This window comes from Alcanivorax sp. NBRC 102024, from assembly GCF_001602235.1.
Lineage (GTDB): Bacteria > Pseudomonadota > Gammaproteobacteria > Pseudomonadales > Alcanivoracaceae > Alcanivorax.
Map to the genome: position 1 here is coordinate 1 of NZ_BDAS01000018.1, position 24,869 is coordinate 24,869.

Annotated in this window: 23 protein-coding genes, 1 other RNA gene and 1 pseudogene; 8 read left to right on the forward strand and 17 right to left on the reverse strand. The window is 59.6% G+C overall.

All coding sequences use genetic code 11. The features are described 5' to 3' along the window. The 3 genes and pseudogenes from A0251_RS16590 to A0251_RS16600 form a co-directional block, all read right to left on the reverse strand. Nucleotides 1–515: pseudogene (locus A0251_RS16590) on the reverse strand (hypothetical protein); the annotation flags it as partial. Further along, a complete protein-coding gene (locus tag A0251_RS16595) occupies nt 512–2,128 on the reverse strand; it encodes a GH3 auxin-responsive promoter family protein (RefSeq protein ID WP_062817954.1) in 1,617 nt (538 codons plus the stop codon). The gene A0251_RS16595 and the pseudogene A0251_RS16590, both read right to left, overlap by 4 nt. A 14-nt stretch (nt 2,129–2,142) precedes the next feature. Beyond that, nucleotides 2,143–2,916: a hypothetical protein gene (locus tag A0251_RS16600; RefSeq protein WP_231874270.1), complete on the reverse strand. Its 774-nt coding sequence runs from the start codon at nt 2,914–2,916 to the stop codon at nt 2,143–2,145. Between the two features lie 295 nt (nt 2,917–3,211). On the opposite strand from A0251_RS16600, the gene A0251_RS16605 reads away from it, so the two are divergent. Both A0251_RS16605 and A0251_RS16610 read left to right on the forward strand, forming a co-directional pair. Continuing rightward, complete coding sequence (locus tag A0251_RS16605) at nt 3,212–4,132, forward strand: AraC family transcriptional regulator (RefSeq protein WP_231874271.1); 921 nt, start codon at nt 3,212–3,214, stop codon at nt 4,130–4,132. 113 nt (nt 4,133–4,245) lie between these two features. Next, nucleotides 4,246–5,238 (forward strand): putative solute-binding protein, encoded by a 993-nt coding sequence (locus tag A0251_RS16610; RefSeq protein WP_062817957.1) that lies wholly within the window; start codon nt 4,246–4,248, stop codon nt 5,236–5,238. A gap of 165 nt (nt 5,239–5,403) precedes the next feature. Here the strand turns inward: A0251_RS16610 and A0251_RS16615 are convergent, their stop codons facing one another. The 5 genes from A0251_RS16615 to ffs form a co-directional block, all read right to left on the reverse strand. Further along, nucleotides 5,404–6,546, reverse strand: a complete 1,143-nt coding sequence (locus A0251_RS16615) for an acyl-CoA dehydrogenase family protein (protein WP_062817958.1) — start codon at nt 6,544–6,546, stop codon at nt 5,404–5,406. Between the two features lie 236 nt (nt 6,547–6,782). Next, the gene (gene recR / locus A0251_RS16620) at nt 6,783–7,382 is read right to left on the reverse strand and encodes a recombination mediator RecR (protein WP_062817959.1); all 600 of its coding nucleotides are present in this window, start codon (nt 7,380–7,382) and stop codon (nt 6,783–6,785) included. A 13-nt stretch (nt 7,383–7,395) separates the two neighbouring features. Further along, nucleotides 7,396–7,713 (reverse strand): YbaB/EbfC family nucleoid-associated protein, encoded by a 318-nt coding sequence (locus A0251_RS16625; RefSeq protein ID WP_062817960.1) that lies wholly within the window; start codon nt 7,711–7,713, stop codon nt 7,396–7,398. 43 nt (nt 7,714–7,756) lie between these two features. Next, nucleotides 7,757–9,616 carry a DNA polymerase III subunit gamma/tau gene (dnaX, locus tag A0251_RS16630; RefSeq protein ID WP_062817961.1) on the reverse strand — a complete coding sequence of 620 codons (1,860 nt, stop codon included), beginning with the start codon at nt 9,614–9,616 and terminating at the stop codon, nt 7,757–7,759. 155 nt (nt 9,617–9,771) lie between these two features. Further along, an RNA gene (gene ffs / locus A0251_RS16635) (signal recognition particle sRNA small type) lies at nt 9,772–9,868 on the reverse strand. A 171-nt stretch (nt 9,869–10,039) separates the two neighbouring features. On the opposite strand from ffs, the gene gap reads away from it, so the two are divergent. Continuing rightward, a complete protein-coding gene (gene gap, locus A0251_RS16640) occupies nt 10,040–11,056 on the forward strand; it encodes a type I glyceraldehyde-3-phosphate dehydrogenase (protein ID WP_062817962.1) in 1,017 nt (338 codons plus the stop codon). Between the two features lie 91 nt (nt 11,057–11,147). On the opposite strand, the gene A0251_RS16645 is transcribed toward gap, so the two are convergent. From A0251_RS16645 to A0251_RS16665, 5 genes are all read right to left on the reverse strand, one after another. Next, nucleotides 11,148–11,666: a hypothetical protein gene (locus A0251_RS16645; protein ID WP_062817963.1), complete on the reverse strand. Its 519-nt coding sequence runs from the start codon at nt 11,664–11,666 to the stop codon at nt 11,148–11,150. Nucleotides 11,667–11,899: 233 nt separating this feature from the next. After that, nucleotides 11,900–12,349 (reverse strand): Hsp20 family protein, encoded by a 450-nt coding sequence (locus A0251_RS16650; protein ID WP_062817964.1) that lies wholly within the window; start codon nt 12,347–12,349, stop codon nt 11,900–11,902. Between the two features lie 164 nt (nt 12,350–12,513). Then, entirely contained in the window at nt 12,514–14,565 is a 2,052-nt protein-coding gene (locus tag A0251_RS16655; protein ID WP_062817965.1) for a hypothetical protein, read from the reverse strand. Further along, nucleotides 14,514–15,179 carry a 2OG-Fe(II) oxygenase gene (locus tag A0251_RS16660; protein WP_062817966.1) on the reverse strand — a complete coding sequence of 222 codons (666 nt, stop codon included), beginning with the start codon at nt 15,177–15,179 and terminating at the stop codon, nt 14,514–14,516. The genes A0251_RS16655 and A0251_RS16660 overlap by 52 nt, the downstream gene beginning before the upstream one ends. A gap of 24 nt (nt 15,180–15,203) precedes the next feature. Continuing rightward, on the reverse strand, nt 15,204–15,671 hold the full coding sequence (locus tag A0251_RS16665; protein WP_062817967.1) for a YbjN domain-containing protein: 468 nt from the start codon (nt 15,669–15,671) through the stop codon (nt 15,204–15,206). Between the two features lie 170 nt (nt 15,672–15,841). Here A0251_RS16665 and A0251_RS16670 point away from each other — a divergent pair, with 170 nt between their 5' ends. The 5 genes from A0251_RS16670 to A0251_RS16690 all read left to right on the forward strand — a co-directional run bounded on the left by A0251_RS16670 (nt 15,842) and on the right by A0251_RS16690 (nt 19,702). Next, a complete protein-coding gene (locus tag A0251_RS16670) occupies nt 15,842–16,528 on the forward strand; it encodes a hypothetical protein (RefSeq protein ID WP_062817968.1) in 687 nt (228 codons plus the stop codon). 279 nt (nt 16,529–16,807) lie between these two features. Continuing rightward, nucleotides 16,808–17,356 carry a PadR family transcriptional regulator gene (locus tag A0251_RS16675; RefSeq protein ID WP_062817969.1) on the forward strand — a complete coding sequence of 183 codons (549 nt, stop codon included), beginning with the start codon at nt 16,808–16,810 and terminating at the stop codon, nt 17,354–17,356. Beyond that, complete coding sequence (locus A0251_RS16680; protein WP_062817970.1) at nt 17,353–18,159, forward strand: DUF1853 family protein; 807 nt, start codon at nt 17,353–17,355, stop codon at nt 18,157–18,159. Before A0251_RS16675 ends, A0251_RS16680 begins: the two co-directional genes overlap by 4 nt. Continuing rightward, complete coding sequence (locus A0251_RS16685) at nt 18,156–19,190, forward strand: DUF2804 domain-containing protein (RefSeq protein ID WP_062817971.1); 1,035 nt, start codon at nt 18,156–18,158, stop codon at nt 19,188–19,190. Before A0251_RS16680 ends, A0251_RS16685 begins: the two co-directional genes overlap by 4 nt. Beyond that, the gene (locus tag A0251_RS16690; RefSeq protein ID WP_062817972.1) at nt 19,184–19,702 is read left to right on the forward strand and encodes a DUF4282 domain-containing protein; all 519 of its coding nucleotides are present in this window, start codon (nt 19,184–19,186) and stop codon (nt 19,700–19,702) included. Before A0251_RS16685 ends, A0251_RS16690 begins: the two co-directional genes overlap by 7 nt. A 147-nt stretch (nt 19,703–19,849) precedes the next feature. Here the strand turns inward: A0251_RS16690 and A0251_RS16695 are convergent, their stop codons facing one another. The 4 genes from A0251_RS16695 to pyrC are packed head-to-tail and all read right to left on the reverse strand — an operon-like array spanning nt 19,850 to nt 24,400. After that, complete coding sequence (locus A0251_RS16695) at nt 19,850–22,003, reverse strand: acetyl-CoA hydrolase/transferase C-terminal domain-containing protein (RefSeq protein ID WP_082810944.1); 2,154 nt, start codon at nt 22,001–22,003, stop codon at nt 19,850–19,852. A gap of 22 nt (nt 22,004–22,025) precedes the next feature. After that, nucleotides 22,026–22,355 carry a multidrug efflux SMR transporter gene (locus tag A0251_RS16700; RefSeq protein WP_062817974.1) on the reverse strand — a complete coding sequence of 110 codons (330 nt, stop codon included), beginning with the start codon at nt 22,353–22,355 and terminating at the stop codon, nt 22,026–22,028. Nucleotides 22,356–22,363: 8 nt separating this feature from the next. Further along, entirely contained in the window at nt 22,364–23,362 is a 999-nt protein-coding gene (locus A0251_RS16705) for a GTP-binding protein (protein ID WP_231874272.1), read from the reverse strand. Nucleotides 23,363–23,365: 3 nt separating this feature from the next. After that, the gene (gene pyrC, locus A0251_RS16710) at nt 23,366–24,400 is read right to left on the reverse strand and encodes a dihydroorotase (protein ID WP_062817976.1); all 1,035 of its coding nucleotides are present in this window, start codon (nt 24,398–24,400) and stop codon (nt 23,366–23,368) included. Nucleotides 24,401–24,869: the final 469 nt, after the last annotated feature.

The window sequence follows — 24,869 nt, forward strand, 5'->3', positions numbered from 1 at the left end:
TGGCGAATCACCACGTCATCAGGCAATCGCCGACGGCGGGCCCGGGTATAGAGCATGCTGGTTTCGATGGTGCCGGAGGGATAGTAGGTGGGCAGCCCGGCGCGGCCACTGGCCACGGTAGACAGGGATGCCAGGTTGTCATGCAGCACCGTGGTCTGCATCCACTCGCCGTCTGACAGTTGCTGGCGCAACTGACGAAACAGCCGGTGCAGGATCATGCCGTTGCGATATTGCGGCGCGATGCGCAGGTCGTGGGCGTAACGCACTGGTCTGACCTGGCCGTTGACCCAAACATGGCGCCAACCCACATTGTAGACGGCCCCGATTTGTCCCTGACCATCCCGTGGCTCTGCCACCCACACATCCGGCTCTTCACAGGTCACCCGGGCGCCCCGAAAATAATCCGGGTTCCGTTCAAAATTCAGGGTAACCGCTCCTGCCTGGGGCGTACCTTGCAGCAAGGACAGGATGGCACCGTTATCTTCTTCCCGGGCCTGGCGAATACGGTAGCTCACAACGCCACCTCCCGGGCCGATACCGGCGGCTCACGGAGCCACACCGGCAATGCACCCGGCCAGTACTGCAGGGACTCCATCTTGATATTGCCTTCAATCATGCCCCGCTCACGGCACTGATGCAGGTAGCGCTCGCGCATGTCCGGGCGAATGACGCAGCGCAGTGGTGCCAGCTGTTCCAGGTTACGGGCCAGCTGGTAGTGGAAGTGTTGCTGCAGCGCAGCATCGAGGGCCTTCGCCACGTTATCCGTGTTTGCACTCTCCCCCTCCAGCAACAGAAGGTACCCGGGAGTGCCGTCACCGGTATCTTCTACAGCCACGGTACATACCGGCAGGGTTTTCGGTGGCAACGTCACCTGCGACAGGGAGGCATCCAGCGCTGCTGCGGTAAGCTTTTCGCCAACCAGATCCGTGGTGCCGGCACGGCCGAGAAACGTCAGTGCCGGAATACCGCCTGGCAGCCCATCCACCCGCACCAGATCCTTGAGCCGGTAACGGAGCAGACCACTGCCGGTACTCAGCAGCGGCATCACCTCCTGCCCCTGCTCCAGTTCCCAGGGCGCATAAATGGTGCCATCAGAGGGGTCCTGAAATTCATAGACATGGCTGCGATAAGCCAGCGCGTACTGGCCCTGATAGGGAATGGTGACGACCCCTTCCGTGGCCCACAGGCCCTTGCCCTGAAACGCGGCCTGCGGCAACAGACCGTGCAACTGCCGGGCCCAGGGGCTTGATGCGGCGGTATCCCAGGCGCTCACCAGTGCCAGCGACGGCCACAGAGTCATAAAGAAATCCGCACTCAAGCGCCCATCCCACTGGCGCAGTAACGCCGCTGCGCGCGGAGAGCGCGGGCAACACTCGGTATGACTTCCCTTCATGCGCTGGCCCCAGGAACCGCTCGCCAATACCTCCGCCAGTTCCTCTCGCCACAGGGCCATGGACTTGAGCAGACCCAGGCCAAAGGTGGGGCTCCAGATGGACATCATCGCCAGGGAGTCATCACTGACCAGGTAAGCCAGGGTGGCAAACAGGGAATCCTCGGAAGTCCGTGCCAAAGACACATCCTGAGGGACCGCCTGGGTGGCCCCGGCCAGCAGGCGCTTGCCCATGGACATGAGCTGAATATCGTCGTTGATGTCCTCGCGCATGTTGTCACGCAATGACGTGGGCACCCAGGACATGGACCAGTAATGGCGCCCCCCGCTCAGGCGGGGAAACTGACGGTACAGGTCCACAATCCAGGGACTGATGGCGTTATCCAGTTCCGACAGAAACTGACGCGTGTAGGGAATCCACTTTATCGCCGAGGTGGAACCGCTGGTGGGCTGATAGCGAACCACCGGCGACTGAATCAGGGCATTGCCGCCGGACTCGCGGGCGCGATCGACCGGGTCCCGCCAGTCGCCGTACTCGCTCACCGGCATCTGCTCAGCAAAGGTTTCCCATTGCCAGTCTGCTGCGACACCCCGGCGCTGGCCGACTTCACAGGCCGCCACCTTGCGCAACAACAGTGCCAGCTTATCTCTCTGAACATGCTCCAGGTTTTCCCGCCCGGCGGCAAAGCGCCGCTCACCCGGCCAGGCGGCCATTTTGAGCAAACGATGTCCGAACATGGTCACCCCGGTTTTTATTCGCAGGCCACAGCTGCAATTTGTGTTTTCGTTTTTCTGCGTTGTTTGCGCCACAGGGAAAACGGGTAACTCACCAGAAGGGAAAGATTGATTTCGCCGATACACGGTAATTCGGTACCGCGGTTCCAGGTTGGGTTACAGGTTTCGAAAAATTGAATTTTTTCGTTTTTCTGACGCATTTCTGCGGTAATGCCAGCCACATTGGATTTCAGATGGGTATAACCCTCGCCGAAATCCAGTAATTTATTTTCTTCACAGTAAGCGTCGGAAAACAAACGGTCGCAGTAATAATCCACCAGGTGAGCAAGCTCCGGATTCTTCCCCTCCGGATGCGGGTAGTAGTTATGGAAGTTATTCGCCATCAGCAAATATGTTTTATAGCCTTTTGATATCAGCAACCAGAAGAGCGGGCGGAACGGGTGGCGCAATTTCTCACGGATCATCCGGAAGAAGAACGTGACCTGTAAGGCCCGGCTACCCCAGTATTTTTCTTCTATGATGGTGTCGCCGCTAAAAACACCCTTTGCCCGGCGCCCACCCACATTAATATCCAGGGTTTTCATGGTGGAAAAACCAACCACGCGCTTGGTTGCTTTTTCCATCACCAGAATCACGCCGCTTTTTTCCACCATGTCTGTACAGAACACTTCGAGACTTACATTTTCGTAGTACCCGGAGTAGATCTCATACATTCTTCGCATTAAAGGAACTGATACTTTGGAAAGGGGTAGATAACGCGCTTTAAGGGTTTCAGTTTTTTCCCTTTGCATTTTTCTGCTCCATGATTATTTTTATGCACAAAAAAGCGGGGCTCATCATGTCCATGGAAGGTGACCGACTTAATAGTTAAATCGGCCATTTTTTTGTTAAAAAGGGCAAGCGGTGTTTAAAGTCCGAAAGATACACAGCCAAATGAGAGTCCCATCACACGAATAACAACAACTACATCAGGCACAATAAAAAATGAAAAACGATGGAATGGCACTCGACGTTCCTCTTATCTCTGGCCGTTATGCCCGCCGCTTTTTGCGGTTCGTACAAAAACATGGAATAACTGGAACGATAGTGCTCGATGGTTCCGGCATTGACAGCGACATGCTCGATAATCCCGACGCCTATCTTTCCATGCGACAAATCCAGCATCTTCTTCATAACGGCAACCGGCTGCTCAACGATCCGACCGCCCCGTTCCGCTTTGGGCAGGAGCTGGATCTGCACGGACATGGTCTTTTCGGTTTTGCGCTTCTTCGGCAACGGGACTACCGAAAACTGGTCACCATGGTGGTGCAGTATCTGCGTGTTTCCCTGCCACTGATGGATATGGAAATCCACTGCACTGGCGAACTGATTTCCATCCGCCTGCATGACAACTGGGATCTGAAAAAACTCAAACCCGTCGTTGCCAATATCTACATGGGCAGCATCCATGCCCTGGCATCCCTGGTTTGTCGAAAGTTCACGTTCGAATTTGATTTTGACTGCCCCGGCAACAGCCTCGCCTGGCAAAGACTGGCCGACGGCGTGGAAGTGAAATTCAACCGCCCACATAATCAGGTTCTGATGCCACTCTCCGGGCGTCAGGCAAAGGACGATGATGCCAGCGTGGCGACCTACCTGGCCGCCGCACGATCAAGGGAGCAGATTCAGGGCGGCGCCAGCCTGAAGGTGGTCATCAAGGTACGTCACGAAATCATGAATTCTCCGGGTCGGGACAGCACCCTGGAGCGGGTGTCCCAGAAGTTGGGAATGAGCCCGCGCTCGGTCAGGCGTCACCTGGGATTGGCGGGATTTGCCTTCAGCGGTATTCGCAATGACATTCGTGAAACGTTTGCCAGCCGCTACCTGTTGGAAACAGACATGCCCCTGGAAAAGATTGCCGACCAGCTTGGCTACAGCGATCAGGCCAGTTTCAGCAAGGCCTATCGGAGCTGGACAGGCCGCACCCCGGGGGAAGTTCGTCGCACCAGCCGCCCTGACCGCAACTGATGGAAATTGACCTAATCGCTCCGAGGCAAGGCGCTAGGGTTTTTCCCTTTCAGGATCATTCCCTCTAGTATCGGGGTTGCCTCCATACAAGCAATAACAAGCAGGATACACCCATGAAGAAGCTGATTACCGCCGTCACCACGGTTCTTGCTCTCACCGTTTCTCTGACTGCCCAGGCCGAACCGATTAAACGCAAGATCTGCGTCTTTGACATCGTCGGCAACGTTGGACCGGTCATGGGCGCCATGAAAGATTGGCAGGCCGCAGCCCTGGGCTGGGACCTGGAAGTGGAACTGATTCCCCATACCAACGAAGCCATTGCCGCTGAGGATCTCAAGGCTGGCGTCTGCGATGCCGCCCTGATCACCGGCATCCGTGGCCGTAATTTCAATAAGTATGCCGGCACCATCGACTCCATTGGCGCCATCCCCTCCATGGAGCACATGGAAGTCGTATTGAAGGTACTGGCCCATCCGCAAACTGCAGACAAACTTTCCCAGGGCTCCTATCAGATCATGGGGGTAGCCCCGGCCGGTGCCGCCTATGTGTTCGTGAACGATCGGGAAGTCAACTCCCTGGCCAAGGCGGCCGGCAAGCGTGTAGCAGTGCTGGAATATGATGAAACCCAGGCCATTCTGGTGTCCCAGGTTGGTGCTACCCCGGTGGGATCTGACATAACGAACTTCTCCACCAAGTTCAACAACGGCGTGGTCGATGTCATCGTCGCTCCGCTGGTGGCCTATGATGCGCTGGAACTCTATAAAGGCCTGAGCCCGGATGGCGGCATCATCGACTACCCGTTGGCCCAGCTGACCATTCAACTGGTTGCCAAGAAAGACCGTTTTCCCGCCGATATGGCGCAGAAATCCCGCGAGTATTTCTACAACAACCTGAACCGCATCACCGAGCAGCTGGACAAGGAGGCCGAAAAGGTCGACAAGCGCTGGTGGGTGCAAATCCCGGATGCCGACCAGAGAGAATACGAAGTCATGATGCAGGAGGCCCGCGACCAGCTGCGTGAACAGGGCTATTATGATCCGGACATGCTCGGTCTGCTACGCAAGGTGCGTTGCAAAGTGGACCCGGCTCGGGCGGAGTGCACCTAAGAAGACTAGTTGAAAGTTAAAAGTTCAAAGTTGAAACGCGGACAACGTTAACCTTGTCCGCAAGCAAAGAGGCCGCGCCCAGTGGATTGAGCGCGGCCTCTTTGCATTCAGTTAACTACAAGCTAAAAGCGCGTTTGAACTTTCAACTTTAAACTTTCAACTGTTTTAAAGCCCCAACTGCTTGGCAATCACCTCATTCATGATCTCGTGAGTCCCCCCCCCGATGGACAGGATGCGGTTATCCCGAAATAGCCGTTCAACCACCGTGCCGCGCATGTAACCGCTGCCACCAAACAGCTGTACCGCATCGTAGGTGACCCGGTCGGCACAACGGGTGGCCACGTTCTTGGCCATGGACACATCGAGAACACAGTTTTCCCCGGCGGCAATCCTGGCCGCCACCCGATAGGTAAATTCCGTGCTGGCTTTCACATCCGTGGCCATCTCCGCCAGCTTGTGGCGGGTCACCTGGAATCCGGCCAGGGGACGACCAAAGGCCTCCCGCTCTTTCACGTAGCGCATGGCCTCATCCAGAGCCAGCTGGGCGGTACTGTTGGCCGTCACCGCCAGGATCAGGCGCTCCATCTGGAAGTTGCTCATGATGCAGTAGAAGCCACCGTTCTCCGGACCGATCAGATTTTCCGCCGGCACCCGGCAATCCTCAAAAAACAGCTCCGCGGTATCGGAGGCCCACCAGCCCATCTTCTTCAGCTTGCGGCCCACGGAAAAGCCCGGCGTACCTTTCTCGACCAGCAACAGGCTGATGCCACCATAGCCCTTGTCACCGGTACGCACCGCCACCGTGTAATAGTCCGCGCGCACACCGCTGGTGATGAAAGTCTTGGCGCCGTTGACCACATAGTGGTCGCCATCGCGCACCGCACGGGTGCGCAGGTTGGCCACATCGGACCCACCATTGGGTTCGGTAATGGCCAGGGCAGAGATCTTCTGCCCACCGATCACCTCCGGCACCACCTTCTGCTTCATGGCATCGCTGCCCCACTTCCAGATCGGCGGCAGACCAATATCCAGAGACCCCAGGCTGGCGCACAGCCCCCCGGACGAACACCGCACCAGCTCCTCACAGGCAGCAATCTTCATGAACACATCTTCGCCGGTACCACCGAACTCTTCCGGGGCATTGATGCTCAGAATGCCGGCATCCGCGGCCTTGTGGTAAAGCTCGCGGGGGAACTCACCGGCTTCTTCCCAATCGTCCACGTGGGGCAGGATTTCCCTTTCCACGAATTTGCGAACGGTCTCGCGCACCATCTGGTGGGTATCATTGAAATAATTCAACGCGCTCACAGGGCCTCCTTCTCGTAGCTAACCTAGCGCTTGCTTGGTCGCTAACATAACAGAGGTGGACCGCAGGGGGCCAGTCACCCGGCAACAATCCGCTTCACAGCATGATGGTTGTCTTTTTGCTGCCGTCGAACCCCACTTCGCAGGCAGCAGCCGCCTGCTGGCGATCCTCTTTCAGACCACACGGTCTCCCTAGCCGGCAGGCTTGCGGGTATCTGTAACGGAGTAGCGGGAAAGGATTACTGGAAAGGGCGTCGGCCACGCAGAGCCTGGGCCAGGGTCGCGCCATCCACGAATTCCAGATCGCCGCCCATGGGCACACCCTGGGCAATTCGACTGACGGTGACACCGGCTTCCTGGGCCAGATCCAGCACATAGTGGGCGGTGGCTTCCCCTTCCACGGTGGTGCCGGTGGCAAGAATCAATTCGTTGATCTCACCCTGCTGCAGACGCTGTTCGAGCACATCCAGTCCCAGTTCCCGGGGACCGATGCCGTCCAGGGGGGACAGTTCCCCCATCAGCACAAAGTACTGGCCCCGGTATTCACCGGACTGCTCGAAGGCCAGCACGTCCGCCGGGGTGGCGACGATACAGACCAGGGTAGAATCCCGGCGGCTATCGCTGCACACCGGGCAGAGTTCTTCTTCCGCGTAGTTACGGCAACGCTGGCAGTGCTGCACGCCGTCCATGGCCGCGTGCAGGGCATCACCAAGACGCCGCCCCTCTTCACGACCGCGATCCAGCAGCGCATAGGCCATGCGCTGGGCAGAACGGGGGCCCACACCGGGCAGGCAGGTAAAGGCGTGGATCAACTGGTCGACCAGCGGCGCATGCTTCACAGACGAAGGCCCCTCAGGGTTTGAAGCCCGGCGGGAAGGGAAAACCACCGGCCATATTCTGCATGTTGTCCTGCTGCTGTTTTTCCACCCGACGCACGGCGTCGTTGACGGCAGCCGCCAGCAGGTCTTCCAGCAATTCCTTGTCCTCGCTCATCAGCGAGGCATCAATGTCCACACTCTTGACGTCGTGGCGACCGTTCATGGTCACCTTGACCAGGCCGGCACCGGATTCACCGGTCACTTCCGCGTTGGCGGCCTCGTCCTGCATCTTTTTCATCTTCTCCTGCATGGCCTGAGCCTGCTGCATGAGAGAGTTGATATCGAAATCCATCATTGTCTCCAAATTCGCGTCTGACGTCTGACGTCGAGCCCGCTTATTCCACCGTTTCCTTGGGCATTATGCTGTCTTCGTCAAGCCGTCCATCAAAGGTACTCACCAGCTGCTGTACCACCGGATCCTCATGCAAGGTCCGGCTGGCATCGACCAGCAACTCCTGGCGACGGGCTTCGGCCATGGCTTCCGGGGTGTCGCCAGCCTTACGTTCGTACTCCACCTGGATCTGGATACGCCGTTGGAAATAATTCTCCAGTGCCCCGCTCAACTCGTCCAGCCGTTCCCGGTTGACCAGCACCTCGTGTCCGGTACTGATACGCAAGGTCCAGACCGGGTCTTCCCGGCTCACCAGCACCGCGTTGCGGGCGATGTTGCGCACCGTGCCGTCCAGGTCCAGGCGCAGCAGCAATGCGGCCCACCAGGTTGCCACCTCTGATTCGCTACGCGGCTCCGACAGCGGCGCCAGTGGCGGTTCGTCTGCTGCTTCCTGCTTCTGTGGTTCCACGACCGGTTCCGGCATGGGCTCCGGTTCCGGCTCGGGCGCTTCGGCTTGAACGGTCTCGGGCGCGGCCTGCTGGTTCGAGGGCGACGGCGATACCTGCGCTTCCGCCCGGGACAGGGTGGCGGAAACAGCCCCCCCTTGCGGCACCGGTTCCGTTACCGGGGTAGCAGCAGGTGGCTCCGGCGCTGGAGCAGAAGGTGTTGGCGGTGCCGAGGCAGCGGCAGGTCGATCCAGCAGGGCCCGCAAATCCGGTTTCCCGCCGGCCTCAGCCGACGACGCTGCCGCTTCAGGCTTTTTTGCGCCGGCGTGTTCCCCCCCGGCCGGCAACACTCCTTTAGGGGTAAACAGCACCATACGCAGCAGCAGCATTTCCAGTGCTGCGCGGCTATCCGGGGCATCCTGCAGATCCCGGCGGCCACGTACGGCCACATCGTAATAGAGTTGCACCTGCTCGGCACTGAGGGCCGCCGCCAGTTGGGTCATGGTCTCGTCATGACTGCCCGGCACCGCCTGGCAGACCGCCAGCTGATGAAGCTGACTGATCAGCTCGTCCAGCAGTGCCAGTTCACCGGGGCAGTGCTCACTGACAGTGGCCAACGCCTGCAGCACTCCTGCCGGGTCCTGCTCCGCCAGCGCCACCAGCAGGGTGAGCACGTGGTTACGGTCCACGGTGCCCAGCATGGCATTCACGGCCTCGCTGCTGAGCTGCTCACTGCCAAAGGCAATGGCCTGGTCGGTGAGGCTGAGGGCATCACGCATGGACCCCTGGGCCGCCTTGCCCAGAGCCAGCAGGGCGGGAGCCTCGTAGCGGATCATTTCCTTGTCGAGCAGGGCCTGCAGATGGCCGGCGATCTGCTCCGCCGGCAGTGCCTTGAGGCTGAACTGCAGACAGCGGGACAACACCGTCACCGGCAATTTCTGCGGATCGGTGGTGGCCAGCAGGAATTTCACATGGGGCGGCGGCTCTTCCAGGGTCTTGAGCAGCGCATTGAACGAATGCGCTGACAGCATGTGCACCTCATCGATGAGGTAGACCTTGTAACGGCCCCGTGTGGGCGCGTACTGCACGTTGTCGAGCAGCTCGCGGGTATCTTCCACCTTGGTGCGGCTGGCCGCATCCACCTCAATCAGGTCCACAAAGCGGCCTTCGCCGATTTCCACACAGGTGGGGCAAACCCCGCAGGGTCGGGCACTGACCCCCTGCTCGCAGTTCAGACAGCGGGACAGGATGCGGGCGATGGTGGTCTTGCCCACCCCCCGGGTACCGGTGAACAAATAGGCATGGTGAAGGCGATCCTGATCCAGCGCATGCATCAGAGCCCGCGAGACATGCTCCTGCCCCACCAGCTCATCAAAGGTGCGGGGACGGTATTTACGGGCAAGAACCTGATAACTCATAGCACTCCAACCAACAGGCATCGACACCGGTATTCAGCGGAAAAGGGGTGTCTCATGAAGGGCTTAATGCTAACGAAGTTCCCGCGGGGAAGACAGTGCAGAAGGCGAGCTCGGTAAAAGCAGCCGGGTATCGGCGGGAAGAAGATTGGAGGTCTTCCCGCCAGCCGCACCCCGGCACACGAGTCCACTGCTACCGTTGCTCCCTTCCGGGCCTGGCGGAGTTCACAGTCTGTCGTTGCGGGGGGACCGACGGGTCGACCATTACGCGCCTGCAACCGGGGCCGCAGAGCGAGGGCGCATTGTGGCCAAAGCGACCGGCCATTGCAAGATACCCCCTGCCCATCTGCCTAAAGCTTGATCAGGCTGGCCGAGATAGCCCCCCCGGGACTACACTGAAAGTCTATGGTGGACGGAGAGTGTGCCATGACAAGCAGCAAGAAGATTCGCATTGCCATCAACGGTTTTGGCCGTATCGGTCGCTGTCTTGTCCGGGCGATCAGTGAGCATCCCGCCGGCAACCGTTTCGAGCTGGTCGCCATTAACGATCTGGCCGATTTTCACGTGCTCGCCCACTTGCTGGCGTTCGACACCACCCATGGACGCTGGCCACACTCCGTGCATTACGACGGCAGCCACCTGGAGATCAACGGCCACCGCATTCCCTGCTTTGCGGAAAGCCGACTGACGGACCTGCCATGGCAATCCCTGGGCCCGGATCTGGTGATCGAATGCGCCGGCAAGTACAAAAGCCGGGACGCCCTGAAAGATCACCTGAAAGCCGGCGCCCCCCGGGTACTGGCCAGTTATCCGGTGGATGATGCAGACGCCACCGTGGTCTACGGGGTCAATCATTCACTGCTGGGCAGCGACCACCAGATTGTCTCCAACGCCTCCTGTACCACCAACTGCCTGGCGCCCATGGTGGCCGTGCTCGACCAGGCCTTTACGGTTCGCCAGGGCCTGATGACCACGATCCACAGCTATACCAACGACCAGAATCTGGTGGATAAGGCCCACGGGGATCTGCTGCGTGCCCGGGCGGCGGCGGTGAACATGATTCCCACCAGCACCGGGGCGGCAAAAGCCGTGGGCCTGGTGCTGCCTCATCTGCAGGGCCGGCTGGATGGCCTCGCGGTGCGCGTCCCCACACTCAATGTGTCACTGGTGGATTTCACCGTCACCCTGGAACAGGTGGAATCCCTGGAGCAGGTCCACGAGGCTCTGAGCAATGCCGCCCACAGTCATCTGCAAGGTGTCCTGGCGGTCAATCATCTGCCGCTGGTATCCAGCGACTTTAACCACCTGCCCTATTCCTGCGTGGTGGACACCAACCACAGCCGATTACTCGGCCAGCAACTGAAGCTGCTGGCCTGGTACGACAACGAGTGGGGATTCAGCCACCGCCTGCTGGATGTGGCAGCCTACTGGATGGATGCCTGATCACAGGCGTCAGCATTATCAGCCCCGTTGGAGCCTTGCTTGCAGGACGAAGGGTTCCGTCACGCCTTTCGCCTTGTGAGCCAGGCTCCAATTAATCAAACGGACTGAAATGTTCCTCACGGCCGGCCTCTTCGGCTTCGTGACGATGCCCTTGCATGACCTTTTGCACCTTGCTGGCCTGCACCTCATCATCCGCGTCTACCATCATCAGGTAATCGCCCTGCTCCACCCGATCCAGATAGGGGGTGAGATGGTGGCTGCGGGAAGAGACCCCGCGCAGGCCACCCAGCCAGGCGCCAAAACAGGTACCAAAAAGCGTCACACCAATGATGGCGCCGGTGTCCAGCTGCATGCCCCAAGGGTCGGCACCGGCCAGCAGAAAGCCAGCCAGCAGGCCTATTGCCATACCGCCCAACGCACCCACAAAGCCGGAATGCATGATATCGGTTTCTTCCCAGGGCGTGGTGGTATGCACATGGGCCCGGGCCATTGCCGAGCTGTCATTCCCCATCACATGCAGGCGATTTTCGCCGATGCCCGCCTGGCGCAGATCCGAGGTAATCCCCTGAACGGAGGTCAGTGATTTCGCGAAGTAATAAAGACGTTTCATTGCATGCCGCTCCCTGTGGCTGATGACAATGGCGTTGGGGTTGCAGAGTTCCGGCCGTCCTGGCCGGGTTTAAGTACGACCCTGCGCTGATCCGGTGAGCATGATCAGTATCCGGTTAAGACCCTTTGGTTATATCGGGCCGATGCCGTCAGGCATCACCCCTAAATTAGCAAAAAGGGGCCTTATCGGCCCCTTTACTATGTCACAGAAATCGCGTCACAAAGTGCAGCGATTTAATTACGATTTGTTGGTGATTGTTCGCCTTCCACAGGGATGACGCGGGGCTTCTTTTCCTCGGGAACCACCCGATTCAGGGTCACCGTGAGCAACCCATCGGTCAGACCCGCGCCGTCCACTTCCACGTGGTCCGCCAGCTTGAAGGTACGCTCGAAGGCGCGCCGGGCAATACCCTGATGCAGCCAGGTACGCTCGCCGTCATTCTGCGGCGGCAGACTGCCACGAATGCGCAGCTCGTTTTCCTGGACCGTGATTTCCAGATCATCGCGGGAAAAACCGGCCACGGCCATCACGATACGGTAGCGGCCATCACTCTCGCGAATGATGTCGTACGGCGGGTATCCATTGGACTGATCCGCACGCAGGGCGGCATCCAACAGTTCATCGAAGCGGTCAAAGCCCACGGAATGGCGAAACAGGGGCGCAAGGGAAAATCCGGTATTCATCACACATATCTCCATACTCTTCAGCAGACCCACCACTGCGGCATCCACTGAAAAAAGGTTGATTGAATGGTGCGTGACAGGGAACCACTGTCATTCAGAATGCCAGCAAGGCTCCAACCGGCCGGGTCGTCACAGGGAAAGAAATGGGGATACAGGAAATACTTTCAAGACCCGGGAAGAATTTTTACCGCGCTCTGCTGGGGCGTCATCACAAAGCCGGCAGGCCCATTGTGGGGCAGTGTGGTGGCTGTCACCGGAATGCGGGTTGGCTGGCCATCAAAACGCACCGGCACCCTCACGCACAAACGCTCCCCGGCGGTCACCGGCCAGTCCGCATTCTGCCCACGTTGCCATTGTTCGCTATCACCGGAGCAAGCCCGATCCATCAACAGCCCCCGCACCGCCGGGTGATCACTGTGGAAACGCACCTGACCGGTGACCGGAGCCTGATATTCAAAAGCCAGCACGGCCGTACTGCCCGGCGCCAGCGCGGTGTCGTCCGGCGCCTGCCAACCCGGTTCCGCGATCACGCCCAGTCTCAAGGGGCCGGTGTGACGATCGGGGACGGCCCGCACCGGCCAGCGAATCTGCTCGCCACGCAGTTGGCCTGCCTCCCCATTGAGTAACGGCAGCGTCGGCAATCGCCACCCCTCAGGCAATACCAGCGACAACCATAACGTCTGGCCACGGCTTTGCGCTTCCGACAAACGGAACTGGAAAGCCCCGGACACACCGGTAAGGGTGGTTTTTTGCCAATCGCTGGCCGGGTCCTGAAGGGTCACCGTGAGACCGGGCAAGGGCGACTCGTCACCCTCACGCCGCAGATTGAATGCCTGCCCGCCACCGGCACCGTTATCCTCAAACAGCACGCCGGTCAGCCAGTGACCGGCAGGGCGACAACGAAAGCCGGCCTCGGCCCCCGCCAACCGCAACGAATGAAACCCCGGCCAATCGCGCTGGCCCCTTGCCAGTCGTTGGCCGTCACCACCCCGCCCGCCGTCTTTGGCACCGGCGCCCCCGGCATGCTCAATGGTGACTGCCAACGCATCGATGACCGGCAGATCCAGCCACAGGGTGCCGCCGCTACCGCCACCCCCGCCCACTTCGCCGGCCGGGCTGCCGGGCAGACCGCGCAGGTCCAGGGCCCCACCTTGCAGGCCCGCGGCCCTGATCAGCAGCAGACCCCCCCCGTCACCGCCCTGGCCGCCGTCTCCCTGGCGCCGTCCAGCGGCACCGCCGCCGCCGCCCAGCACCATGGCCCGTGGCGCGTCATGGCCGCCCCGGCCACCCCCTTCCTGTGGCAAGCCATGCTCCCCGGCAGAGCCGTTACCTCCTCCTCCACCGTTGCCCAATCGCTGATGGGCCAAATCCAGGCCATTCCCTCCACCGCCGGCGTTGGCCGGCGCACCGCGCCCCATGTCGCCACCGGGATACCCCTTGTCCGCTCCCAGCAACAGGGCCGGCGTACCGGCCAGCCCCTCCCCCTTGCTGGCATGGTGGCCATATCCCGCCTGCCGATCCTCAACCGTCGGTGCCGGATAGCGCCAATCTGTCGGCCGTCCCAGCGCGCCCAGCAAGGACAGCGCCGGGCCACCGCGAAAACCGGCACCCGCCACCGACAACCGGTGCCCGTTCAGGGTTACCTTGCGTCGCACATCCAGCGCCAGTACCCCACCGGTGTGACCATCCCAGGGCAGCGCCCGGGCCTCCTGCTGTAATGAGAAATGCTCATACTGGGGAACCCGCACCAGCTGCCAACGACGGCGCCCTTGCTCGCCACTGGCCGGGGCATTCACATAGTGGTAAATCAGACCGCCGGTCGGACCGCCACCTTCAATCCATACCTGCTGACCTTCCACCCGGTCCACGCGCACCCATTCGGCCACCAGGTCATGCCCCTGGAGCTGGCCATAGCCGCTACGGTTGGTGGTATTGATGGAGGCACTCTGCACTTGCATCAGCAGGGCCAGATCGCCGGCACGCAGTGGCGTCTCCCCCCGCTGGCGGGTCAGGGAAAAGGTGCGGCTGCCTGAGGAGAGCGTCTGACTATCCGGGCCGGTGAAATAGCTGTTGAAGACAGCCTCGCTGCCACCCTGGCCATCGCGACCCGGGTTGGCACAGAGCGACGCCCACGCACCGCTCTGCCCCAGTAGCAGGACCAGAATCAGCGTGGCGGATCGAGCCAGTCGGCGGTGGTGTTGTTGCAGCGAAACCATCCGGCAATACTGTAGCGTTCCCGGGTGGCTGCCAAGACTTCGTGGGGAATTTTCTCGCTGAGAAACGCCACCAAGGTGCCGGCACGGGGCTCCACCTCGGTGGCCACGCCCTGGGCATCGGGGTCCGGCCACAGACGCAAACGCCCGCCCCACTGGCTTTGCCAGCCTTCATTCAGGTACAGCACCACGGACAGCAGACGGCCGTTATTGCCATTGAAGGCATCCAGATGGCGCTGGTAATAGTCACCCGGCCCGTAAATGGCAAAATGGGATTCCAGCTCAAACAGTCCCATGAACAGGGACCGGTTCACCGCCACTCGCAGGCTTTCCAGCTCCTCCAGAAACTGGCACTGGGCCAGGGTTTCCCCTCTTAACCAGCAGGTTCGGTCGCTGCGGATGCGGGTATCTTTCTGATGCTCTTGCCGGCGACCGATACCGGCCAGCTGAAAGGCACCCTGCTGGTCACGGTGCTGGGCCTCCTCACGCAGGGCACGGACCAGTGACAAGGGGAGATAACCGGGAGCAATGGCATAACCATGCTGAACCAGCCCGTCGATAAGGCCGTCCAGTCGATCGCCGCCGACGCCACCCAGTGAATCCGCATTGTCTTGCACCGCAGTGCCTCCCGAAGTGAATCGTTAGTGCAGCGCCTCTCCGGCACCGCTGTCCATCTCATCCGGCCAGATCAGCCAGTGATATTCCTGGCCCTCATCCAGCAATTGCACCGTGGCATCCACGGTGGCCTGGACAAAGTAGATGAACTGTTCGAAGGACACACCATGGCGGCTCAGCAACAGATCGCAGGCCACCAGCCGGGGCAGGGAATCGTCGCTCACATCCAGAAACAGCTTGATGGACGGATACGCCATGTTAAGCCGGGTCAACTCTGCCTGCACCGCGAACAGGGCCGACGGACGCAATTCCAGCTCAGTGGTCAGCAGGATGCCATCCTCTTCCACGAACACACGGGCATCCACCACACCATCTCGCTCCTGCAGCTCGGACAGGTGCAGGCCGTGGCAATGCTCACAGATGTAATGTCGGATATTCGCTTGCTGGAGCCATTGCTTTACCCGCTCCGCATCCGCATTGACGACGCCTAACATGCTCTCTCCTAGCCTATTCCGCAGGGCGCGAATCATCTTCCATTGGAACACAAAAAGGAATACCCGGAGTCGCGCCGGGCGGAAAAGTCATGCCGGCACCCGTTTCGGTCATTTGAGCCCCCGGCCAGGCTGGGTATGATCGGTTCATCCATGGCCTCAGGACTCGAATAATGACAATACCGCATGTGGCTTTCCGTTCCAGCGATTCCCTGCACCGGAAAACCGATGGCTTTATCCGTCGCATGCAGGACGGCGCCACCCGGCCGGAGCCGCAAGAGCTGGAGGCGATCATGAGCCTGTTTATTGATGAAGCGCTCACCGCTTTCCTGACCCGGGCCGCCGAGGCGGCCCAGCTATCCCCCGGCATGATGAAAGTGGTGGGCATGACCACCCAGACCATCAACAAGACCACCCACCTGGTGGTGAGTCGCAGCGTCAAGAAACTGGACCTGCAACAAAACCGTGATGCGGCCAGTTACATGGATCAGGTCCGCCAGCCCGCCGCCGGCGAGGATTTCTGGTATGTGGCTTTCCCGGTGGATGAAGACATGGCCGCCCTGGGAAAAAGCCTGCCACAGCTGTGCGAGGAGAATCCGGAAAAGGCGCGCAAGGAGCTGGTCCGCTACCTGCTGGCCCTGACCGATCAGGCAATTGAATGGTACTTCGAACGTCCCATGGCCCTGCTGCAATTTGGCCCGGTGCTTCGCAAAGTGGCTAGCATGGGGGTGGAAACCACCCGCAAGGCTTCACGCAGCCTGATCAACACCCTGGTTCCCAAACTGAACGCAGAACAACTCAAGGCTTCTGCCGAGTTTCAGGCCAGCCAGCTGATAGCCCTTCCTGCCCGATCCCACTGACGGGCAAGCGGCCCGGCATCCTTCCCGGATCACGGGATGCCGGGCCGGTCCGTAATCCCCCAATCAATGTAATCCCGACAGAAACATTCTTTTCCTTTCTGCCCTTTTTGGCCAACAGAGTGCATCCCTTTTGATAACAATTACTTACATTGCTCTTGGACTGTGGTGTAAGTTCACCAAGTTTTTACAAAACTACTTATTCAACGGATTGCGCAGCAATAACACGGCTCTCTACTATCAAAATGGTATTGCATCACATAATAAAACGAGGAGTGAGCCGTGTCTTTGCGCCATGCCATACTTGTCCTGCTTCAAGATCAGGAAGCCAGCGGTTACGACCTCGCTCGCGAATTTGCTAACAGCATCGGGCTGGTATGGAACGCCACCCATCAGCAGATTTACCTGGAGCTGGGAAAACTGAATGACCAGAATATGGTGAAGTTTCGCCATATCCCCCAGGATGGCAAACCGGACAAAAAACTGTACCGGATCACGGAAGAAGGCCGCGACGAGTTGATTCGATGGCTTCGAAAACCCGCAGCCCCACCGCGCATTCGCGATGCCTTTATGGTAAAAATTGCCGGTGGCGCCCTGTCAGATTCCTCGTCCATCCTGCGTGAGCTGGATGACCAGGCGGATCTGCGTCGTGAACGTCTGCATACCTTCGAGGCTCTGGCCAGAAAACTGGATGAACAGGGTCGCGACAAGGATCTGTTCACCTACCTGACCCTGCGCCGGGGCATCCTGGATCAACAGGCCTGGCTGCACTGGGCCGACGAGGTGAAAACCGCATTAAACAAACGCGAGATTCTATCCACTTCAGCATGACCTCACCCCCACCAGCCGGCCTGCTGCGCTGGCTGGTGGAGGCCCCACCCCTATTGCCTTGCCCTTCGCCCAGCCGGGATGCCAGCGAGCTGCTAAAACGGGAATATCAACTCGACCCGGACCTGCTGGAGCGGGCCGCATTGCGGCTGCAAACCCACACGCCAGCACGACGACTGGGACTGCTATTCGAGCAATGGGTGTCTGCCCTGGTGGATGCCAGCCGCAATCTGGAGCGCGTCGCCAGCAACCTCCCCTTTCGCCACCAGGGCCGCACCCTGGGCGAACTGGATATGCTGGTGCACGACCACCAGGAAGGAAAACTGTGGCACTGGGAGCTGGCGTTGAAGTTTTACCTGGGCACCGCCCAGGCCTGGTTTGGCCCTAACAGCCACGACACTCTGGACCGCAAGGCCCGCCACCTGTTCGATCAGCAACTGCCCCGTTCCACCATGCCGGAAGTCCGCGAGCAGCTCGCCGAGAAGGGCTGGCAGCCAGACGGCACCGCATTGCTCAGCCGCGGACGGCTGTTCTACCGGCAACACACCCCGAGCGACGGTGTGCAACCATACCCCGGTCATGAAAGGGGCTGGTGGTTGCCCAGTGACGCCCTGGACGAGGGGGAATGGTCAATTGTTGAGCGGCCCTGCTGGCCGTGCCCGTTTATGTCGGACAAAAGTACCACTTTGATTGCGACCCCCACCTTGATTGACTATGTTGAAAGTCGTCAACGCCCTCTCATGGTGACCCAACGCCACCGTGACACTCCGGGCTTCATTGTTCCTGTCAGCTGGCCAAACACATGAACTTTCAGGCTCAACCCCAGGCACTGGTCGATAACCAGGGCCAGGTCGCCCATGGCGTATTCCCCGACACCGTCACCACCATCAATGGTCGACAGGCGGACTACCGCACGCCCATGGGGCAGCCTGCGTCCCGTTACGCCCGCCATTTCCACTACAAGCAATTCCAGTATTTTGGTGTGATCAGCCAGGAATTGCTGGCCGGCTGCGCCCTGGCCCATACCGCCTACCTGGGTATGGCGTTTTTTTACATCTTTGAACCCCGCAGCGGTCGCTTGCGGGAATATACTTGGCGATCGCCGCTGGGACGTGAGCTGGTCATGTCCACCTCCCCGCGGCAGGGGGACAGTGTTTTCCAACGCCGTGGCGTGGATATCCGTCTCGGCTACCAGGATCAGGGAGCCGGCCTGAGCAAGACCCTGGCAGTGAACCTGAAGGATCTGTCACTGAAGGTGCGGATGGATGAAGGCCCGGACTACCAGCCCATGTCCTTGTGCACCCGCACTGGCGTCAATGGCTGGGTCTATGCCAACAAGGTCGCCGGCCGTACCGCCACCGGCACCCTGGAGCAAGAGGGAAACCGGCAGGATCTGGCCGGGCTGGATGCTTTCGGGCACCACGATTTTTCCGCCGGCTATATGCGCCGCGAAACCTTCTGGAACTGGGCCTGCCTGTCCGCCCGCGTGGGTAAAACCCGGGTGGGGCTGAATCTGTCCTGTGGCGTCAACGAAACCACATTTTCAGAAAACTGCCTGTGGGTGGATGATCAGATGATCCCCACCGGCGGCGTGATCTTTGAATACAACCGGGATGATCTGATGCAACCCTGGACCCTGCGCAGCCAGTGCGGGCAGGTCATGCTTCGTTTCACCCCCAATGGCAATCATCGCGAACGGATGAACCTGGGCCTGTTTGCCAGCAATTTCAACCAGCTGTTTGGCCGCTTCGATGGCGAGCTCCGACTCAAGGACGGACGCTCCCTCACCATCGACGGGCAATACGGTTTTGTCGAGGAGCAGTACGCAAAATGGTAGAGAATAATCAGCAAAACGCGCCGGAAAAACGCCCCGAAAAATTCGGTATCCGTATGCGCCGAGCCCTCTTCTGGGTGGTGCAGTACTGGCGCGAACTGTTCAATTTCAAATTCGACAAATACATGATCATTCAGGTACTGCCCGGCGTTTATGGTATTGCTCTGGTGGCCCTTGCCTGTGGGCTGATCTATGTCTGCGTGGAAGCCTTTATGGCATCTACCTGGCGCGGGCTTTTCTACTTTTTCTTTGCCGCCCCACTGACGTTCCTGGTGTTGGCCTCGGTTCTGCGTGCCCTGCTGGAATTCTACATGGTGGTGTTCAAGATCTCGGAGCACGTGGACGAGCTGGTGGGCCTGAGAGACACCGTGGATCGCCTGTCCGGCATCGGTGACAGCGTGGACGAAATGGTGGCCGTCACCCGGCGCATTCCGTTCTGGCGGGTGCTATCCAGCAGCCCGGGCAAGGCGCGCTCGAAGAAAGCGGACCAGGGAGAAGAAAGAAAAAGCGCTTAGGATAAGGACCGTTCTTTCCCCGGGAACGGCCCTCCGCTCTCTTCAGGAATGGGCGTCAAACAACCGAAGTCGCGAGGTACGAGTCACGGGGAGCGAAAAGCTTTTCGAAACGCGTACCTCGCTTCTGATTTCCGCCCTGGAACCATTTCAGGGCCGTGTGGCTTCCAGTGCCGTCAACAGCAGACGTTGGTAAAGGTGCGCCCGGATTCCGTGGGGATCCGACAGGGACATGCGTTCCAGCTCGGCAATAAAATCGCTTTCACTGCCCTCTTCGAACAACGCCTTGCGCCCCAGTTTCAGGTATTCCTTCTGGCTGACCTTTTCCTTCAGCCAGGTCAGCGCCTTGAGCAGCCGCTGCTCTACCGGGTTGAAGTCTGAACCCAGCGGGAACATGGGAAATGCCTTGTCCGCATGGCGCTCGGCAATCTCGTGCAGATGCTCCGGGTTGTTGCGCCGATAGGGTTCCGGGATCTGATAATCCTTACGCAGTTTGCCCGCTGCCTGGGCCTCTTCCATAAGATCAATCTGGAAGCGGCTGTCAGCCACATTGAGCATGGCCATGACCACTTCCTCATCGGTCTTGCCACGCAGATCCGCCACCCCGTATTCCGTCACCACCATATCGCGCAGATGGCGGGGAATGGTGTTGTGTCCGTAACGGAAGACCACATTGCTCATGGCTTCGCCGGCCCGTTCACGCCAGGCTCGAACCATCAGAATGGAACGGGCACCTTCCAGTTCATGGGCCTGGCTGACAAAGTTGTACTGTCCGCCAACGCCACTGAGCACCCGGCCATCTTCCACCTGATCGGCCACCGCCGCGCCCAGCAGAGTCACGGTAAAAGCGGTATTCACAAAGCGGGCATCCTGGCGCTGCAGACGCTTGAGTGTTTCATCGCCGTAGAGATGATTGATGAAACTGATGTGGGTCATGTTGATGGCCGCACGACTGGCCGGGTCCAGCTCACGAAGGCGTTCATAGAACGCCTGGGGCCCCAGGAAGAAGCCGCCATGCATGACCACGCCACCAGCCAGCTCCTCGCCGAATACTGCCTTGAGGGCTTCCCGGGTAGCCCGGTCATCCAGGTCGTTGGCCACGCGGATATCATTAGGCAGCACCAGTTCGTCACCGTGCTTTTCGATATCACTTCGGAAAATACCGAACCGTTTCAGCTGACGGAGATGATCGTGATTGAGACGACGGCGGATAGCATCCTGTTCGCGCAAGGCATCCAGCAACGCCAGCCCGGGCTTGGCCGGATTGTGCATTTCCAGCTGTTGCAGGGGCGCCCAGTCATACACCGGACGGCGGATGATGCCATCATCAATCAGCGTGAGCAGGCCATGGGTCATCATCTCGCTGCAGCCATAGAGGCCTTCACGGAACACCCCCATGCCCCCTTCCCTGTCCACCAGCTGTTGATGGCTGTCAGGCAGGGACCATGCCTCGAGCAAGGAGCGGTAGAGCGCGTTATCCTGCTCGCGCAGACGCAAATGATGCACCAGCGCGTCCCCCAGGGCACCAATGCCGATCTGCAGGGTACCGCCATCCTTCACCAGAGTACTGGCGTGAAGACCGACAAAGTGGTCCTGGGTATTCACTGGCATATTCGGTGTGCTGAACAGGCGCGTGTGACCTTCGGGGTCATCCAGCAGGATATCCATGTCCGCCAACCAGTCGTCCACCCGGGCATCGTTTTCCATGAAGGGGAGATCCCGGTGCACTTGTCCCACGGAGACAATGGTCTCACCGGCCTCCCGGCGCGCTTTGAGTAGAGGCATCAAATCCAGAGTCACTTCCGGATTACAGGAAAAGCTGTAGCGATCCGTGCCGTCTTCCTCCCGGTGCGCGAGCATCTGCGCCACCACATTGATTTGGCGTGCGTTGAGATCCCGGGCCACATGGGTGTAGTTACTGCTGATGTAATGCTGCTGGGCACTGTCGCTGCCCAGCATGCTGCCCGGCTGCACGAAGAACTCGAACACGCGGATATTGGCCGGCAACGCGCTGCGTTTCTGGGGTTTCAGGTAGGCCAACTCTTCATAGTCACCGAACAGACGATCGGCGAAGGGGTTGAGAAAACGCTTCTCCAGATCACTGCCGGCAGCGGGCTTGCCCAGGGACAAGGCCGTATAAATATCCAGGGACAGGGAGGGGTCTTTTTCCACCCGGGCATAGAGGGCATTCACAAACCGGTTCGGCTTGCCCAGCCCCAGTGGCATGGCCAGGCGAATATCACCACCGGTCTGTTTGATCACATAATCCACAGCCTGTTCGGCATTCTGCATCCGCTCTGTCACGGGAACTCCTTGTCTCGTTGGTTCAGTGTCCGCTGGTCTGTGACACAAACGTCACCAGCACCACGCCGACCACAATGAACGCCATCCCCACCACCGCAGGCAGGTCTGGCTGCTGACGGAAAAACAGCGCTCCCACCAGCGCAATCAATACAATACCGACACCGGCCCACACCGCATAGGCTATGCCCATGGGAATGGTGCGCAAAGTCAACGATAGTGCATAGAACGCAATGCTGTAGCCCACCACGGTGACCACAGATGGCCATAGCCGTGAGAAGCCCTGGGAGGCGTTCAGTGCACTGGTCGCCACCACTTCAGCAAGGATGGCCACGGCAAGGAAAAGATAGCCCATCTCTGGTCCTAGGAAAGCTGTGTCAACAAGGTTTCCCAGTGTGCCAGTTGTTGCTGCGCAAAGTCAGCCTGTGGATGGCGGACAATCAGTACCAGTCGGGTGACGGCATCCTCGTCAGGCCATTGCTTGAGCGGGGTCAACTCGGGTTCCTGCGCTTCCACCCACTGCACCAGCAGGGGGCCATCCAGGCCTTCCACGCGTAGCAGGCCCTTTACCCGGATCAGGCTATCGCCGCATTGCCTGGCGAGTTGCTTCAAGGCCGCCTGCCAGAGCGGCCATGACAGCCCTCCCTCCCAACGCAGGGAGGCGCTGTACAGCTGGTGACGGGATGGCTGAGTCTGCGGATGGTGTGGTGACAGCAGAGAGCCTCCCGGTGCAACCGGCGCAAAACTGCCCGTCACGCGGCAGCGGCGGGTAAAGGACTGTTCCAGCAGGTCCACCGGTGCCGGTTCCGGATATATCCGGGCAGTGGGATTAAGCGCTGTCAGTTGCGCCTGCAAAGCCGCCAGGGCTTCCGGTTCACACTGTGCTGTCTTCGACAGCAGCAAGGCATCGGCGGCATGAATCTGTTCCAGCCACTCCGGATGACGTTCCAGGCTGCGAGTCCCGGCCAGCACATCCACCACCGTCAATACCGACTGGCAGAAGAAGCGTTTCTGCAACCAGGGGTCCTGTTCCAGCGGGGCGGTGACACCAAAGGGATCAGCGGCACCGGTGGTTTCCAGCACCAGGGTGGAAAACGGCGGCAGCTCACCGTTTTTGCGGGCCATGAAAAGGTTGCGCAGGGTGCTCGACAGGGTTCCCTGTATCACACAGCACAGGCAGCCACCGGACAGCAGGGTCACCGGCACGCGGCTCTCGCCGGTGAGATGCTGGTCGATACCGATATCGCCAAGCTCATTGATGATTACCGCCAGATCCTGACGCTCTCTGAGCCAGCGGTTGAGCAGCGTGGTCTTGCCGCTGCCCAGAAAGCCGCTCAGGACAACAACCGGCAAGCGGTCCATCAATCAGGCCAGGGACCAGGGCAATTGCTGGCCGGCGTAGAACGGCACCATGGCCTCCCCGGCCGCATCAATCAACTCCGGCACGGACCAGGGCTTGCGCACCAGGGTCACGGTGTCGGTATGGCGGGGTAGCCGGTAGAAATCTGCGCCGAAGTGGCTGGCAAAGCCTTCCAGTTTGTCCATGGCGTTATACTGTTCAAGAAAGCTGGCATACAGGGGTAACGCCGCCCGGGCGGAATAACAGCCGGCGCAGCCGCAGGCCGCCTCTTTCTTGTTGCGTGGATGCGGGGCGGAATCCGTCCCCAGGAAAAAACGGTCATGCCCTTCCAGCACCGCCTGCTGGATGCTCTGCTGATGCTGGCGCCGCTTGAGAATCGGCAGGCAGTAGTTATGCGGGCGCACCCCGCCCACCAGCAAATCGTTCCGGTTCATCAGCAGGTGCTGTGGCGTCACGGTGGCGGCGGTCAGCTCGCTGGCCTCGCGCACAAAGTTAACCCCCTCTGACGTGGTCACATGCTCAAAGACAATGCGCAAACCGGGAAACTGGCGACGGATATCATTGAGGTAACGGTCAATAAAGACTTTTTCCCGGTCAAAGATATCAATGTCCGCATCGGTGACTTCACCATGAACCAGCAGCGGCACATCGTGTTTTTCCATGGCCGCATACAGATGGGTAATCTTGCCCGGGTCGGTCACCCCGCTATCGGAATTGGTGGTAGCCCCTGCCGGGTATAGCTTGAAGGCATGCACGAAGTCACTCTTCGCGGCCCGCTCCACCTCTTCCACCGGCGTGGTGTCGGTCAGGTACAACACCATCAGTGGCTCAAACGTCACTCCCGCCGGCACCTGGGCGAGAATCCGCTGCCGGTATTCATCCGCTTGCGCCACGGTATTCACCGGTGGCGTCAGGTTGGGCATGACAATGGCACGGCCAAACACGTTCGCCGTGGCTGGCACCGTCTCAGCGAGCAGCTCGCCGTCGCGGAAATGCAGATGCCAGTCGTCGGGGCGGGCGATGGTCAGGGTGTCAGTCATGGCGTCACCTTGGGTCGATGTTTTTCGGGGCGCATAGTGTAGCGTAACTGGGAGGGCGCGCGGGTTGAAAATGTTTGCTCGTGACTATGAGCGGATCTCGTTAGCGCCTTTTTTGCAGGAGCCAGTCACGATTAACGCGGACCGAGGAGCGAACCCCGGTTTTCGTAACTGGTCACTGGCGTCTCGTCACGGATCTGCTCCTGCGAAACCATCATGCCCGCCGGGTAGAAAATCCCGCTGATTTTACGGCACAAACAAAAACGCCCCGCAGTGCGGGGCGTTTTTGGATATATGGCGGAGAGGACGAGACTTTCCACTCTTAGGAGAAAAGCCTTTATTTTACTTTATTTTCAATGGCTTAAAGTCAGCTTTTCTACAAACATTTGCTACGAAATGAGTCTCTCCACTACTACAATTTTGGCAAATACGGCTAATAATTGAGCAGTCATGGCTAGCAATAATTTAATGG